This is a genomic window from Bacillus sp. FSL R5-0585, from assembly GCF_038004545.1.
Lineage (GTDB): Bacteria > Bacillota > Bacilli > Bacillales > Bacillaceae_G > Bacillus_A > Bacillus_A cereus.
Map to the genome: position 1 here is coordinate 4,661,120 of NZ_JBBORJ010000001.1, position 14,939 is coordinate 4,676,058.

The following is a 14,939-nucleotide window of genomic DNA, read 5'->3' on the forward strand; positions in this document are numbered from 1 at the left end:
AATGTGGAATGCCCCGTCGATATATAGGGAAGACATTAGAGTGCTTCTTTACATTTTTGAATTTGAGTTAATAATTTTGCGTATTCTTGTTCGAGAGATGTGATGTCATCGTGATGATTTGGAATGGAAATCCGGCCGATGACTTCTGTTAATTTTGTTTGTAATCGTAACAATTCTTGCTCAGTAACGTTTACAGAATCTCCGGTGGTTCTTTTTGTGTATTGTTCGTAATTACCGTGGAAGATTCTTGGTTCACTCTCATCTACTTGTAGAATATGGTCTGCAACAGAGCGAATAAAGGCACGGTCATGGCTAATGAAAAGTATTGTGCCAGGATATTCTTGTAACATGGTTTCTAATTCTTCTTGCGTCGCTAAGTCTAAATAGTTTGTCGGTTCATCTAGCAGAAGCAGATTATAGTTTCCTAAAAATACTTTTGCGAGTGCAACCTTCATTCGTTCACCCCCGCTTAAAACGTGCACAGGTTTATGAACATCCTCACGGCGGAATAGAAGTCGTGCAAGTATTGTGCGAACGAATGCTTCTGTATAGTTTGTTTCTTCTAGAACATTTTCTAAAATGGTTTTATCTGTTTTTAAAATAGATAATGTTTGTTCGAAGTATCCAATTTTACAACTTTTCGATAGCTGCATGCCACGCTCGTTTGTGAGAAGCATGTTGAACAAAGTGGTTTTGCCGCTTCCATTTGCCCCTAAAACGGCAAGCTTTGCACCAGGGGCAATAGTTCCATTCATATTTTTAAATAGTATACGGTCGCCTATTTTCTTTGTTGCTTTATTGAATTGTACTGCTACCTTACTATGAATGGGTGTATGGTATTGCACGTCAAATTGAGCTTGAGAAAGATCCTTTGGCTTTTCCTTCTTTTCTAGTTTTTCGAGACGTGTCTCTAATGCTTTTGCTGCTTTACTAACCTGTTCTTGGCCATGAGCCCCACTTAACCTATAAAGTCTAGATTCAGATGAACTGAACCGTGTTGGGATTTTTGTCATGTTAGAAGCACGTTGCTTTCTTTGTAGAATGGACTGTTCTAAACGATTTTTTTCTTGTATATATTGCTCATATTCTGCTTGTTTTTGTATTCGTTCACGTTCTTTTTGTTTTCGATAGTTTGAATAATTACCTTTGTACTCTTGAATAATACCGTCTTCAATTTCAATAATTTTGGTACATATATTATCTAGAAATTCACGGTCATGCGATATTAAAACAAGTGCCCCTTTATAAGATGAAAGTGCCTTTTCTAATTGCTCTGTACCGACCATATCTAAGTGGCTTGTTGGTTCATCAGCGAATAAAATGCCTGCATTTTGTTCGAGAGCATGCGCAATCTTTAGTCGCATTCGTTCACCGCCGCTCATTGCGTCGGTAACGTTTGAAATACTCCATTTTCCTTTTGCGAGAGAAGAAGCGGTTTCTGGTAGTTCTTCGCTGAGCTGAGGAATGATGGCGATAGAACTATGATGAGTTACTATGCCTCTGTCAGCTTCTATTTCTTTACTTAATATTTGTAATAACGTAGATTTACCAGCTCCGTTGACTCCGACAATTCCTATGCGATCCTGTGCTTGAATTTCCAGTGATGGTAATGTAAATAGTGTGCGATCACCAAAGCTCTTTTCAATATTACGTGCGAATAAAATAGTCATAAAAAAACCTCCCTAGTTTCACTAGAGAGGATAAACGTCGCCCTTGTATGTAAAAAATCGTACATAAATAAACGATTTTTTACATGATCGTTTCGAAAGAAAGTATCGACAAATGGACAGACTAATCCCCTGCTAGTTTTCATCATTTTTGTTCACTATTTGTGATGGATGAAATAAATAAGAGAATTAGAACTTCATTGGTCAAAGTACCTTCCTTTCATAATATTACTTTTATTGTATGCGCATACAAAAGGGTTTGTCAAACTTATTTCTGTTCGCTATTTTTGAATTTATTATTATACAATTGTGCTTTTGCCAGCGCCTCAGCATCGTTTTTAATTTCATCCAGTCCATTCGCATCTCCAATAACATAACCTTCAAATGAAGAACCAACAAAATCAAAGATATATTGGAATTGAGCAATAAGCGGTAATGCTTTTAGCTTTGGATTATCCCCGCCAACGATGACAACATACATTTTTTTGCCTTTCATTTTTTCTTTGAAATGAAGAGATGTATCGCGCAAGCTTTGTGACCAGCGATCAACAAAGTTTTTCATATGTCCACTCATTCCGTACCAATATAATGGTGTAGCAAAGATAATCGTGTCGTGCTCTAGCATGCGTTTGGTTAACTGCTCATAGTCATCATTTACGGATTGGAATCCTTCTGCATCATGACGTTGGTCTGTAATAGGATAGACGGTATGATCACGCAAATAAATTTGTTCTGTTTCAATGTCCTCTATCATCATATGTGTTAAAGCTTCTGTATTTCCGTTTTGTCTTGAACTGCCATGTATAACAAACATGTAATCACTCCTTTTCTTTTGCATGTTTTAGGAGTGAAACGTGTTTTTGCAAATTCGTTTGGATGTTGGAAAGTAATGTGATTTGCTTTGTTACTTCATTGAGTTTATCTTCGTAAAGTGTAAGGATACTGCTGCACGGATTGTCGTACAGGTGCGGTTCAATTTCAAGGCAGCGCAGCATCCTTGCCGTCTCTTCTAAATTTAAGCCAATTTGTAAGTACATTTGAATAAGCTCCACTTTTTCGATGGCACTTTCATCAAAATCACGGTAGCCATTTGCAAGGCGCTTAGAAGGGAGTAAGCCCTTTTCTTCGTAATGTCTTAGTGATCTTTCACTAACGCCAGTTTCTTTTGATAATTCTCCAATTCGCAATGTATTTCACTCCTTTTACATGTATTGTAAACCTTCACACTAATGTGAAGGTCAACTCTGTTTTTTCGCAAAAGAATCTACATGATTTAAGAACACTTGAATGGCTTTAGATGGAATGAAATATTTACCGCGCACGATGGAAAACGGACGGATTAGTTGTTCATTTGGAACTTCGACGTGGAATAGTTCTTTTGCTAATAGCTCTTTCCGTACAGTCCAATCAGAAAGGATAGCGATGCCAAGCCCGGCACTAACAGCTTCCTTTACGCTTTGGATACTACTGAATGTAAAGAATCGTTTCATTTTTAAATGGTGTTGATGAATAAAGCGGTCACTATAAGCGCGTGTACCAGAACCACTTTCTCTTAATACCCATACTTGATCTTGGAGTGTACTTTCATTTATTTCATTTGTGTGGAGTAATGGATGATTTGGCGGGACGACGAGCTTCATTTCATCTTGCATAAATGTTTCAACATCTACGTCGGCGTATACGACTTGTCCTTCCACTAGGCCGATATCAATTTGATTAGAGCGAAGGCTTTGCAAAACGTCTTCTGTATTTGAGATGAAAGTATGAACTTCGACGTGTGGATTTTCATTCGCATAGTTAGCCAGTATTTTTGGAAGTAAGTATTCGCCAATTGTAAAACTAGCACCAATGCGAAGTGTTCCTGTTACAACGTTATGTAGTTCATTAATTTCTTGTTTAGCATCTTCGTAAAGAGAGAGCATTTGCTTTGCATGTATATATAATATGTTTCCAGCTTCAGTAACTTGGACGTGCTTCGGGGAGCGTTGAATAAGCGTAGTGCCAAATTCGTTTTCTAAGTTGCGTATATGCATACTTACTCCAGGCTGTGAAAGGTTTAATAATTCTGCTGCACGGGAGAAGTGTTTCTGTTCAACGACAGTAACAAAAATTTTTAAAATGTCTACGTTCATATAATGGGCTCCTTTCTTTTTCTATCATCTTATCATAAGTATTTCTGATGATAGAGATTTGGTATTGGTATTAAACTTATTATAGAAACTCTCTTATAATGTAAGTAGAAAGAACATGCATGTTCCAATACGATTATTGGAGTGGTTCAAAATGGAACAAACACTTGTTATACAAAAGAAGAAGCGTTTTGGATTTTCGCAAGGAATTGGGATTACATTATTAATCGCAATTGCCGCGAAATATTTAGCAGAGCTTCCATTTTTAAATATTATGGGACAATTAGTAATTGCTATTCTAATTGGGATGGTTTGGCGCGCTGCAATTGGAGTTCCTCACGAGGCGATAGCAGGAACGAACTTTGCGAGTAAGAAGTTGCTGCGCTTTGGGATCATCTTACTTGGAATGCGATTAAATCTTGTTGATATTGCGAAGGCGGGACCGAAAGTATTGGTCATCGCGGCGGTTGTTATTACATTTACTATTTTTGTTGTATACGGACTAACGAAAGTATTTAAAGTAGAAAAGAAACTTGGGATTTTAACAGCATGCGGTACGGCAATTTGCGGCGCAGCCGCGGTCGTGGCAATTGCACCGCAAGTGAAAGCGAAGGACGATGAAACAGCAGTTGGGGCAGCAATCATCGCGATTTTAGGTACCATATTTACGCTTATTTATACGTTATTATATCCAGTGCTTGGTTTATCTCCGTACGGTTATGGTGTATTCTCAGGTGCGACGCTTCATGAAATCGCTCATGTCATCGCAGCTGCGGCGCCAGGAGGAAGTACTGCTGTAGACATCGCAGTTATTGTGAAGTTAACGCGCGTAGCAATGCTTGTGCCAGTAGCGATTTTAATTGGTCTATGGTTTGGTAAGAGTGAAGGTAGCAAAGAAAAGAAATCGTGGCGCGAACTTCCAATACCATGGTTCATTTTCGGGTTCTTAGCGATGAGTGCAGTGCATTCACTCGGGATTATTCCAGAAGTTGTTGCGGGATACATTGTTGTTCTTGCTTACATGCTTATCGCAATGGCGATGGCAGGGCTCGGTTTAAATGTAGAGTTTAAAACGTTCCGTAAATTAGGAAGTAAAGCATTCGTGGCAGGGCTGATTGGCTCGGTTTGCTTATCGGTTCTTGGATACGTTCTTGTATATGCGTTAGGATTTATGTAGTAGAGGAGAAAGCTGTTCCCGAAGGTATTTGGGGACAGCTTTTTCTTATGATTATAGTAGCGCTACGGATGTCGATATATTTGAAAAATCGCTGATATAAATGGAGTTGCGCTGATATATTTGGGAAATCGCCGATATAATTTAAGTTGCACTGATATATTAAAAAAATCGCTGATATAAATTGAATTACTCTTGTACTTTGTTAGAGTAGATGTTCAATGAAATATTTTTCTAAAATTTGTAAAGATATCTTTACTTGTAACTGGAAAATATTTATAATTCAAGTAAAGATATCTTTACTTTTGAAGGTGGATCCTATGGGTGTAAAAAATAAAATTAAAGAATTAAGAAAGCAACATCATATAACGCAAGTTGAAATGGCAAAGGCGATGCAAGTGACGCGGCAGACAATCGTAGCGATTGAAAACCACCATTACAACCCGAGTCTAGAGTTATCTTTAAAAATCGCCAAATATTTTGGAGTGAAGGTGGAGGAAATCTTTACGCTGGAGTAAGGGGAAAGAAAATAAATGATAAGCTTGAGAGATTTCAATTAGAGTAAACGTTTAAATATATAAGGATTGGTTTTGGTTTATTAATAAGTACGGCATCAACGAGTGTGTTAGCAACAAAGAATAATAGATAGAAAAAGGGGAACTGGGATGGGATTACCGGTGTTATGTGTCGCTACAGCTATATTTTCGCTTCTTTGGGGAATGCAAAACTTTTCTCGTAATCCAGTGCCGAGCATTTGTATTATGATTGGTACTGTAGGTTTATCGTATTATTTATTATTATTAGCCCATTATCATAAAACGGCAACGAGTGTTGTTGTTGGAGCACTTATTTTATTTTGTGGGCGCGCCATACAAAAGGGGTTATTTCCATAAAAGCTGTTTATACACTTTGTATAAACAGCTTTTTGTATTTTTTTTACAAAACGCTTGAAAGTTACGTAACGTCATCTTTTATAATGAAAGGGAAGAGGTGATGGTAGTGATTTCAATACAACAATTGACGAGAGAAACAGGGGTTACAGTACGTACACTACGTTATTATGATCAAATAGATTTATTAAAGCCGAGCGGAAAAACAGAGGGTGGACATCGGTTATATAGTGAAAATGACGTTATTCGTTTGCAACAAATTTTATTTTTGAAAGAAATGGGATTTTCATTAAAAGAAACTGCGAATATGTTAGTAAAAGGTGAGCTGGATTTAAAAAATTCGCTTGAAAAACAACTTCGGTTTGTACAGGAAGAACAAAAGAAATTTAATCGAATGGAGAGTGTTTTACAAGCAGTTGTTTATTCGGTAGATGTGGAGGGAGAACTCGATTGGAAAGTTATGTTTGAACTGATTCAGCTTTCGAAGCAGTCTTCTTGTATACGTGAAATATTTCAAAATGAAGTGTTTTCAAAGGAAGAACAAAAATTGCTTCATAATTTACCAAACATGAGTAAGGAAGATCCGAATGTTTTAGAATGGGTAGATTTATTAAAGCAATTACGCACTTTTATGAAAGACGGTAAAGAAGCTACTAGTGATGAGGTACAAGGGGCAATGAAGAGATTAATGCAGAAGTGTTTAGAGATGGCCAATGGTGATGAAGCGTTTTTAGATAAGTTATGGGAAGTTAGAAAATCGAAGGAAGATTCACAGAAAATGAGCATGTATCCAATTGAAGAAGAACTTTTAGTGTATATGGATGAGGCTTTTCGTATTTATGATGAAAGGGAGAAGGATAAATGAGCATACTCGCAGAATATCGTTGGTATTTTTTAATTGGAGCAGAAATTGTATTTTGGTTATCAGCTATCGGTTTCTTTTTACTTCGCTACGGATTCCGTTTGAAAAAGGCGAGTTTTATTATGGGAATTGTACTCCTCGTAAATGAAGTGTTTATTTTAACTTTAGGAGTAGTGGACTATTATCAAACAGGAAAGTTCTCTAACTTTCAAATTATTACTGTAATTATTTTATTGTATGCAGTTTTCTACGGGAAAAAGGATTTGAAGAAGCTTGATATATTTGCACAAAAATCAGTTGCGAAATGGCGTAATGAACCGGCGCCTATTATTGAAGAACAGGTAGAATTAACAGGCATGGCCTATGCAAAGCAGGAAATAAAAAATTGGGTATTACATCTTGTTTTATTCGTTGGTGTGCACATATTCTTTTTCTTCGCGTATGGATTTATTCCATTTGAACAATGGGGTAATTGGTTAGAATCGGGAATCGTTTTAAATAAAGCTGCAAGTCGCGTGAGCCAAGTGTGGGCGATTGTAATTTTAGTTGATACAGCAATTTCATTTTCATATGTGATTTTTCCGAAGAAGGAGAAAGGAAAAGAAAAGCTACTTTCATAGTTGAAAGTAGCTTTTGGGTATACAAATAATTTTTATAGGAGAGGATGACAATAGAAAAAAGAACCAGCTTTATATGTCTATTTCTCTTTAGTTTAGTAGCATGCTCACCATCTAACACTACAATTGATAAGAAGAACGATGTCATTGTAAAGGGAACCAGGATTTCCAATCTAGATAAATTTGAAAAGTTCGTTTTGAATGTCGAGCAAAGGGAAGTTGATAAAATAAGAATTGTACAGTATACCCTTGAAGGGGATCCGATTTTTCAAACGTTAGAGTATAGTGGGAACGATATATTTTATGTGTCAGATAATAGAAAAGACAAATTTGCTGGGAAGGATAAAGGGTTACATAAAGATAGTTGTAAAAGTATTGTTAAAGAGCTGCGCGAATCAGAAAGTACTTATCGGTTAACAGATTGTATGAATGAAGCTGGGCGCAATGGATATGACTTAGTATATGTATCTAAAAAATAGAATTAGTAGAGGAAGGAAGTATTTACTCCTTCCTTTTTCTATGTGTATATTGTCGAAAACTTTACCGAATATCTGTTCGTTTTTTTAGGTTTTTTATAGGTATTCGTGGTAAAATAATAATACAGATTTTTATGAGGAGGTCGGATTTTCTTGGAACGTCAATTTGAAATTGTCTCAGCGTATTCCCCGCAAGGTGATCAGCCGGTAGCTATAGAGAAGCTTGTAGAGGGAATTAATAGTGGAAAGAAAAAGCAAGTGTTGCTTGGAGCAACAGGAACGGGTAAGACATTTACGATTTCAAATGTCATTAAAGAAGTGCAAAAGCCAACACTTGTTATGGCTCATAATAAAACGTTAGCAGGGCAGTTATATAGTGAGTTGAAAGACTTTTTCCCGAATAATGCAGTTGAATATTTTGTTAGTTACTACGATTATTATCAGCCAGAAGCGTATGTACCACAAACAGATACGTTTATTGAAAAAGATGCGCAGATTAATGATGAAATTGATAAATTGCGTCACTCGGCAACGTCTGCATTATTTGAACGGGACGATGTAATTATCGTTGCGAGTGTTTCGTGTATATATGGCTTAGGTTCTCCAGAAGAATACCGCGAGCTAGTTGTTTCGCTTCGAGTTGGTATGGAAAAAGACCGTAATCAATTGCTTCGTGAACTTGTTGATGTACAGTATGGACGTAATGATATTGATTTCAAGCGTGGTACATTCCGTGTGCGAGGAGATGTAGTTGAAATCTTCCCGGCATCACTTGATGAGCATTGTATTCGAATCGAATTTTTCGGTGATGAAATCGATCGTATTCGTGAAGTAAATGCGTTAACAGGTGAAGTATTAGCAGAACGTGATCATGTAGCAATCTTCCCAGCATCTCACTTCGTTACACGTGAAGAAAAGATGAAGGTCGCTATTGAAAATATCGAAAAAGAATTAGAAGAGCGTTTAAAGGAATTAAATGATAACGGCAAGTTGTTAGAAGCGCAGCGTATAGAACAGCGTACACGTTATGATTTAGAAATGATGCGCGAGATGGGATTTTGTTCAGGTATTGAAAACTACTCCCGTCATTTAACACTTCGTCCAGCGGGGGCAACGCCGTATACGCTATTAGACTATTTCCCGAAAGATTTCTTAATCGTTATGGATGAATCGCACGTATCAGTACCGCAAGTAAGAGCGATGTATAACGGGGACCAAGCGCGTAAGCAAGTGCTTGTGGATCATGGATTCCGTCTGCCGTCAGCTTTAGATAATAGACCGCTCACATTCGATGAGTTTGAAGAGAAAACGAATCAAGTTATTTATGTTTCAGCAACGCCAGGACCGTATGAGTTAGAGCAGTCGCCAGAAGTAATAGAACAAATTATTCGTCCAACAGGGCTTTTAGATCCACCAATTGATATACGACCAATTGAAGGGCAAATTGACGATTTATTAGGAGAGATTCAAGATCGTATTGCAAAAAATGAACGTGTATTAATTACGACGTTAACGAAGAAAATGTCAGAGGATTTAACGGATTACTTAAAAGATGTAGGAATTAAAGTTAACTATCTTCACTCTGAAATTAAAACGTTAGAACGTATTGAAATTATCCGCGATCTTCGCCTTGGTAAATTTGATGTACTTGTCGGCATTAACTTATTGCGAGAAGGATTAGATATTCCGGAAGTATCACTTGTAGCTATTTTAGATGCTGATAAGGAAGGGTTCTTGCGTTCAGAACGTTCATTAATTCAAACAATCGGTCGTGCCGCGCGTAATGAAAACGGCCGCGTTATTATGTATGCAGATCGTATAACGAAATCTATGGGAATTGCGATTGAAGAAACGAAGCGTCGTCGTAGTATACAAGAAGCTTACAATGAAGAGCATGGTATTACGCCGAAAACGATTCAAAAAGGCGTTCGTGATGTTATCCGTGCAACGACAGCTGCTGAAGAGACAGAAACATACGAAGCAACTCCTGCTAAGAAAATGACGAAAAAAGAGCGCGAAAAGACAATTGCGAAGATGGAAGCAGAAATGAAAGAAGCAGCAAAAGCGTTAGACTTCGAGCGTGCAGCTGAACTAAGAGATTTACTATTAGAATTAAAAGCGGAAGGGTGAAAAAAGTGAGTAAGAGCAAGGATTTTATCGTTGTAAAAGGTGCTAGAGCACATAACTTAAAAAATATTGATGTAACCATTCCGAGAAATCAGCTTGTCGTTGTAACGGGATTATCTGGTTCGGGGAAATCATCATTAGCATTTGATACGATTTATGCAGAAGGGCAGCGCAGATACGTAGAATCGTTATCTGCGTATGCGCGCCAGTTTTTAGGACAAATGGATAAGCCGGATGTGGACACGATTGAAGGATTATCACCAGCAATTTCAATCGATCAAAAAACGACGAGTCGTAACCCACGTTCAACTGTTGGAACGGTAACGGAGATTTATGATTACTTACGTTTATTATTTGCACGAATTGGTACGCCAATTTGTCCGAATCATGGCATTGAAATTACGTCACAAACAGTAGAACAGATGGTAGACCGCGTTCTTGAATATCCTGAACGTACGAAATTACAAGTGTTAGCACCTATTGTTTCTGGGCGTAAAGGTGCGCATGTAAAAGTACTTGAAGATATTAAGAAGCAAGGTTATGTTCGTGTTCGCGTTGACGGTGAAATGCTTGATGTATCTGAAGATATTGCGTTAGATAAAAATAAGAAGCATTCCATTGAAGTTGTAATTGACCGTATTGTTGTAAAAGAAGGGATCGCAAGCCGTCTTGCTGATTCACTTGAAAGTGCATTAAAGCTTGGCGGGGGACGAGTGTTAATCGATGTTATGGGAGAAGAGGAACTTCTGTTTAGTGAGCATCACGCTTGTCCGCATTGTGGTTTTTCAATTGGAGAATTAGAGCCGCGTATGTTCTCATTCAATAGTCCGTTCGGAGCATGTCCTTCTTGTGATGGACTTGGTTCAAAGCTAGAGGTAGATTTAGAGCTTGTTATCCCGAACTGGGATTTATCATTAAATGAACATGCGATTGCACCTTGGGAACCGACAAGTTCACAATACTATCCACAACTTTTACAATCTGTATGTAATCACTACGGCGTTGATATGGATATGCCTGTGAAAGATATACCGAAAGATTTATTTGATAAAGTGTTGTACGGAAGCGGAGAAGAGAAAGTTTATTTCCGCTATGTAAATGAATTTGGTCAAGTAAAGGAAAATGAGATTTTATTTGAAGGTGTTATTCCAAACATTGAACGTCGTTATCGTGAAACGAGTTCCGATTACATTCGTGAGCAAATGGAAAAGTATATGGCAGAACAAGCTTGTCCAAAGTGTAAAGGTGGACGCTTAAAGCCTGAGAGTTTAGCTGTATTTGTTGGCAATAAAACGATTGCTGACGTAACGAAGTATTCAGTTCAAGAAGTACAAGAATTCTTCTCGAATGTAGAGCTAACGGAGAAGCAACAAAAAATAGCTCATTTAATTTTAAGAGAAATTCAGGAGCGCGTTGGGTTCTTAGTGAACGTTGGTTTAGATTATTTAACGTTAAGCCGTGCCGCAGGAACTTTATCAGGTGGTGAGGCGCAGCGTATTCGTTTAGCGACGCAAATTGGTTCTCGTCTAACTGGCGTACTTTATATTCTTGATGAGCCTTCAATTGGTTTACACCAGCGTGATAACGATCGTCTTATTCGTACATTGCAAGAAATGCGTGATTTAGGCAATACGTTAATCGTTGTTGAACATGATGAAGATACGATGATGGCTGCTGACTATTTACTTGATATAGGGCCTGGTGCAGGTATTCATGGTGGACAGGTCGTTTCAGCGGGGACGCCGGCTGAAGTTATGCAAGATGAGAATTCATTAACAGGGAAGTATTTAAGTGGTAAAGAGTTTATTCCAGTTCCACTTGAAAGACGTAAAGGTGATGGACGTAAAGTAGAGATTGTCGGCGCAAAAGAGAATAACTTAAAGAATGCGAAAATGTCATTCCCACTCGGTACGTTTGTAGCGGTAACAGGGGTATCTGGTTCTGGTAAAAGTACGATGATTAATGAAGTACTATATAAATCGCTAGCTCAAAAGTTATATAAAGCGAAAGCGAAGCCAGGTACTCATAAAGAGATTAAAGGTCTTGAACATTTAGATAAGGTAATTGATATTGATCAATCACCAATTGGTCGTACACCACGTTCTAATCCAGCGACGTACACAGGTGTATTCGATGATATTCGTGATGTGTTTGCACAAACGAATGAAGCGAAAGTGCGCGGATATCAAAAAGGACGTTTCAGCTTTAACGTAAAAGGTGGCCGTTGTGAAGCGTGCCGTGGTGATGGAATTATTAAAATCGAAATGCATTTCCTACCAGATGTGTATGTTCCGTGTGAAGTTTGTCACGGTAAACGATATAATCGTGAAACGTTAGAAGTGAAATATAAAGATAAGAATATTTCTGAAGTGTTAGGGATGACAATTGAAGATGGAGTAGAATTCTTCGCCAATATTCCTAAAATTAAGCGTAAACTTCAAACGCTTGTAGATGTTGGGCTTGGTTATATGAAATTAGGTCAACCAGCAACAACATTATCTGGTGGGGAAGCACAGCGTGTGAAATTAGCTTCTGAATTACACCGTCGTTCTACAGGTCGTACGTTATACATTTTAGATGAGCCAACGACTGGTTTGCATGCGCATGATATTGCACGTCTTCTAGAAGTGCTGCAACGTCTTGTTGAGAGCGGTGAGACCGTACTTGTAATTGAACATAATTTAGATGTAATTAAAACAGCTGATTATATCGTTGACCTTGGACCAGAGGGCGGAGATAAAGGTGGACAAATCGTTGCTTCCGGAACGCCAGAGCAAGTAGTGAAAGAAGAGCGCTCATACACAGGTAAGTATTTAAAAGAGATTTTAAATCGTGATAAAGCAAGAATGAAAGAGAAAATAAAAGAAGTAGAGTTATCTCAATAAGTGTATTACGAAAAACCGAGTGGAAATGGCACTCGGTTTTTCGTTCATAGGGGGAGAAGATGGAGTTTACAGATGTTTTAAGAAAGAAAAACATGAAGGTAAGAGAGTTTCAAAGTTGGGGTGTTTATTTTCGCAAGCGCTGGGAGGATAACTTTGCAAATCATTTAAGTGATGAGGAAAAGGAAGACATCTTTCTGTATGGAGATAGGTATGCATGTGGTTATCTATGGCACATATTTAGTTATGAGAAAAAGAAGTGTTTAGAGGGGAAAGAAGCAAAGAACGCGTTTCATAATGAAGTGAAAAAGGATTGCTACATTTTCTATCAACACTGTGATGAGGTACTGTTAATAAAGGATGCGAGTTTGTTACATATGGATGATATATTGTGTGAGAGGGACGATGCGTATAAAGGTGAAATCTATATCGTAGATAAAGATTTCACTTGGACCTTTGTAAAAACTCATGAACATAGGTGGTGTGGTCCTTATTTTGCGAGGAAGTGTTAGTAGGTATACAAGCATGAAAGATAGAATAAGTTGGTATAAGTGTTCGTATCATACTTGCGTTTATTATCTATTAGCGTATGATGAAATATATATGTTTAAAAGGATGTGTGACGAAATGAGATGGATTGTATCACTTCTTGTAAATAGCGTTGTGTTAATCGCTGTATCGGGACTTTTAAAAGGGATTGCACCAGATGCATTTTACGTAGCAAATATACAAACTGCAATTATTGCGAGTATTATATTGGCGGTTTTAAATGTGTTCGTAAAGCCGTTTTTAATTTTAATTACGCTACCAATTACTGTTGTAACTTTCGGCTTCTTCTTAATTGTTATTAATGCGATTACGTTAAAAATAGCAGATTCATTATTAGGAGATGCTTTTAATATATCAGGATTTGGTGTAGCGATTGTTGCGGCAATTTGTATTTCAATTTTTAATATGATAATTGAAAAGGCAATTGTTGAGCCTCTATATGAAAAAAAGAGAAAGTGACAAAAAGAAAAACATTTCATTATTCGTATGAAATGTTTTTTTTTATTTATTAGAAACCGTATTTCTTGTTTCCAGAAAAAAATGGTACAATATCCGATAGAATGGAATTTCACATCAAACGAGACTGAACCCGCAGCGGAGTGGAGGTTTATACATATGCCGAAAGTAAGGACAAAAGATTTAATTGAACAATTTCAATTGGAGTTAATCAGTGGTGAAGAAGGTATTCATCGTCCAATTGATACAAGTGATTTATCACGACCTGGAATTGAAATGGCAGGATTTTTTACATACTATCCAGCAGATCGTGTGCAGCTTCTTGGAAAGACGGAGCTTACGTTCTTTGACACGTTAACGTCAGAGCAAAAACAAGAGAGAATGAAAGCGCTTTGTACTGAGGAGACGCCATGTATTATTGTAACTCGTAATCAAGATGTACCAGATGAGTTATTACAAGCATCACGTGAATCAGGTATGCCTTTATTACGTTCTTCTCAAACGACAACGAGATTATCAAGTCGTTTAACAAACTATTTAGAAGGTAAGTTAGCACCAACAACAGCTGTTCATGGTGTGTTAGTAGATATTTACGGCGTTGGTGTTTTAATTACAGGTCAAAGTGGTGTTGGTAAAAGTGAGACAGCTCTTGAGCTTGTAAAGCGTGGTCACCGTCTTGTTGCGGATGATAGTGTAGAAATTCGTCAAGAAGATGAAGACATGTTAGTCGGAAGCTCACCAGATTTAATCGAGCATTTATTAGAAATTCGTGGTCTAGGTATTATTAACGTTATGACGTTATTCGGTGCAGGGGCAGTGCGAAATTATAAGCGTATTACACTTGTTATTAATCTTGAAATTTGGGATCAAAAGAAAAATTACGATCGCTTAGGTCTTGATGAAGAGAAGATGAAAATTATTGATACAGAGCTTACGAAGATTACACTTCCAGTTCGTCCTGGTCGAAACTTGGCTGTTATTATTGAAGTAGCAGCGATGAACTTCCGTTTAAAACGTATGGGAGTCAATGCAGCACAGCAGTTCTCTGAACGATTAATGAGTGCAATTGAGTTAGGAAATCAGGAGTAAACTTTGGAGAGGGAGGTCATA

General features: G+C 37.6%; 15 protein-coding genes. 11 read left to right on the plus strand and 4 right to left on the minus strand.

From position 1 onward, the window contains the following. Positions 1–35: 35 nt before the first annotated feature. The 4 genes from abc-f to MKY38_RS23950 all read right to left on the minus strand — a co-directional run bounded on the left by abc-f (position 36) and on the right by MKY38_RS23950 (position 3,799). On the minus strand, positions 36–1,670 hold the full coding sequence (gene abc-f, locus MKY38_RS23935) for a ribosomal protection-like ABC-F family protein (protein WP_231009302.1): 1,635 nt from the start codon (positions 1,668–1,670) through the stop codon (positions 36–38). Between the two features lie 265 nt (positions 1,671–1,935). Next, complete coding sequence (locus MKY38_RS23940; protein ID WP_000497611.1) at positions 1,936–2,481, minus strand: flavodoxin family protein; 546 nt, start codon at positions 2,479–2,481, stop codon at positions 1,936–1,938. A gap of 4 nt (positions 2,482–2,485) precedes the next feature. Then, positions 2,486–2,854: a MerR family transcriptional regulator gene (locus tag MKY38_RS23945; protein WP_001219205.1), complete on the minus strand. Its 369-nt coding sequence runs from the start codon at positions 2,852–2,854 to the stop codon at positions 2,486–2,488. A gap of 51 nt (positions 2,855–2,905) precedes the next feature. Then, complete coding sequence (locus MKY38_RS23950) at positions 2,906–3,799, minus strand: LysR family transcriptional regulator (protein WP_116345038.1); 894 nt, start codon at positions 3,797–3,799, stop codon at positions 2,906–2,908. A gap of 151 nt (positions 3,800–3,950) precedes the next feature. Here MKY38_RS23950 and MKY38_RS23955 point away from each other — a divergent pair, with 151 nt between their 5' ends. From MKY38_RS23955 to hprK, 11 genes are all read left to right on the plus strand, one after another. Further along, positions 3,951–4,973 (plus strand): YeiH family protein, encoded by a 1,023-nt coding sequence (locus tag MKY38_RS23955; RefSeq protein ID WP_006918442.1) that lies wholly within the window; start codon positions 3,951–3,953, stop codon positions 4,971–4,973. 317 nt (positions 4,974–5,290) lie between these two features. After that, positions 5,291–5,488, plus strand: coding sequence for a helix-turn-helix transcriptional regulator (locus tag MKY38_RS23960; protein ID WP_000538359.1), 198 nt, complete (start codon positions 5,291–5,293; stop codon positions 5,486–5,488). A gap of 147 nt (positions 5,489–5,635) precedes the next feature. Next, entirely contained in the window at positions 5,636–5,863 is a 228-nt protein-coding gene (locus MKY38_RS23965; RefSeq protein WP_000524139.1) for a hypothetical protein, read from the plus strand. 100 nt (positions 5,864–5,963) lie between these two features. Then, positions 5,964–6,725 carry a MerR family transcriptional regulator gene (locus MKY38_RS23970; RefSeq protein WP_114555852.1) on the plus strand — a complete coding sequence of 254 codons (762 nt, stop codon included), beginning with the start codon at positions 5,964–5,966 and terminating at the stop codon, positions 6,723–6,725. Then, a complete protein-coding gene (locus tag MKY38_RS23975) occupies positions 6,722–7,342 on the plus strand; it encodes a hypothetical protein (protein ID WP_065224396.1) in 621 nt (206 codons plus the stop codon). Before MKY38_RS23970 ends, MKY38_RS23975 begins: the two co-directional genes overlap by 4 nt. 44 nt (positions 7,343–7,386) lie before the next feature. Then, on the plus strand, positions 7,387–7,818 hold the full coding sequence (locus MKY38_RS23980) for a DUF4362 domain-containing protein (RefSeq protein WP_065224395.1): 432 nt from the start codon (positions 7,387–7,389) through the stop codon (positions 7,816–7,818). 150 nt (positions 7,819–7,968) lie between these two features. Further along, positions 7,969–9,945, plus strand: a complete 1,977-nt coding sequence (gene uvrB / locus MKY38_RS23985) for an excinuclease ABC subunit B (protein ID WP_000441059.1) — start codon at positions 7,969–7,971, stop codon at positions 9,943–9,945. Between the two features lie 5 nt (positions 9,946–9,950). Then, positions 9,951–12,827 (plus strand): excinuclease ABC subunit UvrA, encoded by a 2,877-nt coding sequence (gene uvrA / locus MKY38_RS23990; RefSeq protein WP_000045561.1) that lies wholly within the window; start codon positions 9,951–9,953, stop codon positions 12,825–12,827. A gap of 59 nt (positions 12,828–12,886) precedes the next feature. Beyond that, positions 12,887–13,336: a DUF4275 family protein gene (locus tag MKY38_RS23995; RefSeq protein WP_114555854.1), complete on the plus strand. Its 450-nt coding sequence runs from the start codon at positions 12,887–12,889 to the stop codon at positions 13,334–13,336. Between the two features lie 115 nt (positions 13,337–13,451). After that, the gene (locus MKY38_RS24000) at positions 13,452–13,832 is read left to right on the plus strand and encodes a phage holin family protein (protein ID WP_001267308.1); all 381 of its coding nucleotides are present in this window, start codon (positions 13,452–13,454) and stop codon (positions 13,830–13,832) included. A gap of 156 nt (positions 13,833–13,988) precedes the next feature. Then, the gene (gene hprK / locus MKY38_RS24005; RefSeq protein ID WP_001127250.1) at positions 13,989–14,918 is read left to right on the plus strand and encodes an HPr(Ser) kinase/phosphatase; all 930 of its coding nucleotides are present in this window, start codon (positions 13,989–13,991) and stop codon (positions 14,916–14,918) included. Positions 14,919–14,939: the final 21 nt, after the last annotated feature.

Coding starts and splice junctions, on each gene's coding strand:
- MKY38_RS24000 (WP_001267308.1), top strand. CDS start 13,452: ATGAGATGGATTGTATCACTTCTTGTAAATAGCGTTGTGTTAATCGCT.
- MKY38_RS23995 (WP_114555854.1), top strand. CDS start 12,887: ATGGAGTTTACAGATGTTTTAAGAAAGAAAAACATGAAGGTAAGAGAG.
- MKY38_RS23980 (WP_065224395.1), top strand. CDS start 7,387: ATGACAATAGAAAAAAGAACCAGCTTTATATGTCTATTTCTCTTTAGT.
- hprK (WP_001127250.1), top strand. CDS start 13,989: ATGCCGAAAGTAAGGACAAAAGATTTAATTGAACAATTTCAATTGGAG.
- MKY38_RS23955 (WP_006918442.1), top strand. CDS start 3,951: ATGGAACAAACACTTGTTATACAAAAGAAGAAGCGTTTTGGATTTTCG.
- MKY38_RS23970 (WP_114555852.1), top strand. CDS start 5,964: ATGGTAGTGATTTCAATACAACAATTGACGAGAGAAACAGGGGTTACA.
- MKY38_RS23940 (WP_000497611.1), bottom strand. CDS start 2,481: ATGTTTGTTATACATGGCAGTTCAAGACAAAACGGAAATACAGAAGCT.
- MKY38_RS23950 (WP_116345038.1), bottom strand. CDS start 3,799: ATGAACGTAGACATTTTAAAAATTTTTGTTACTGTCGTTGAACAGAAA.
- MKY38_RS23965 (WP_000524139.1), top strand. CDS start 5,636: ATGGGATTACCGGTGTTATGTGTCGCTACAGCTATATTTTCGCTTCTT.
- MKY38_RS23975 (WP_065224396.1), top strand. CDS start 6,722: ATGAGCATACTCGCAGAATATCGTTGGTATTTTTTAATTGGAGCAGAA.
- abc-f (WP_231009302.1), bottom strand. CDS start 1,670: ATGACTATTTTATTCGCACGTAATATTGAAAAGAGCTTTGGTGATCGC.
- MKY38_RS23960 (WP_000538359.1), top strand. CDS start 5,291: ATGGGTGTAAAAAATAAAATTAAAGAATTAAGAAAGCAACATCATATA.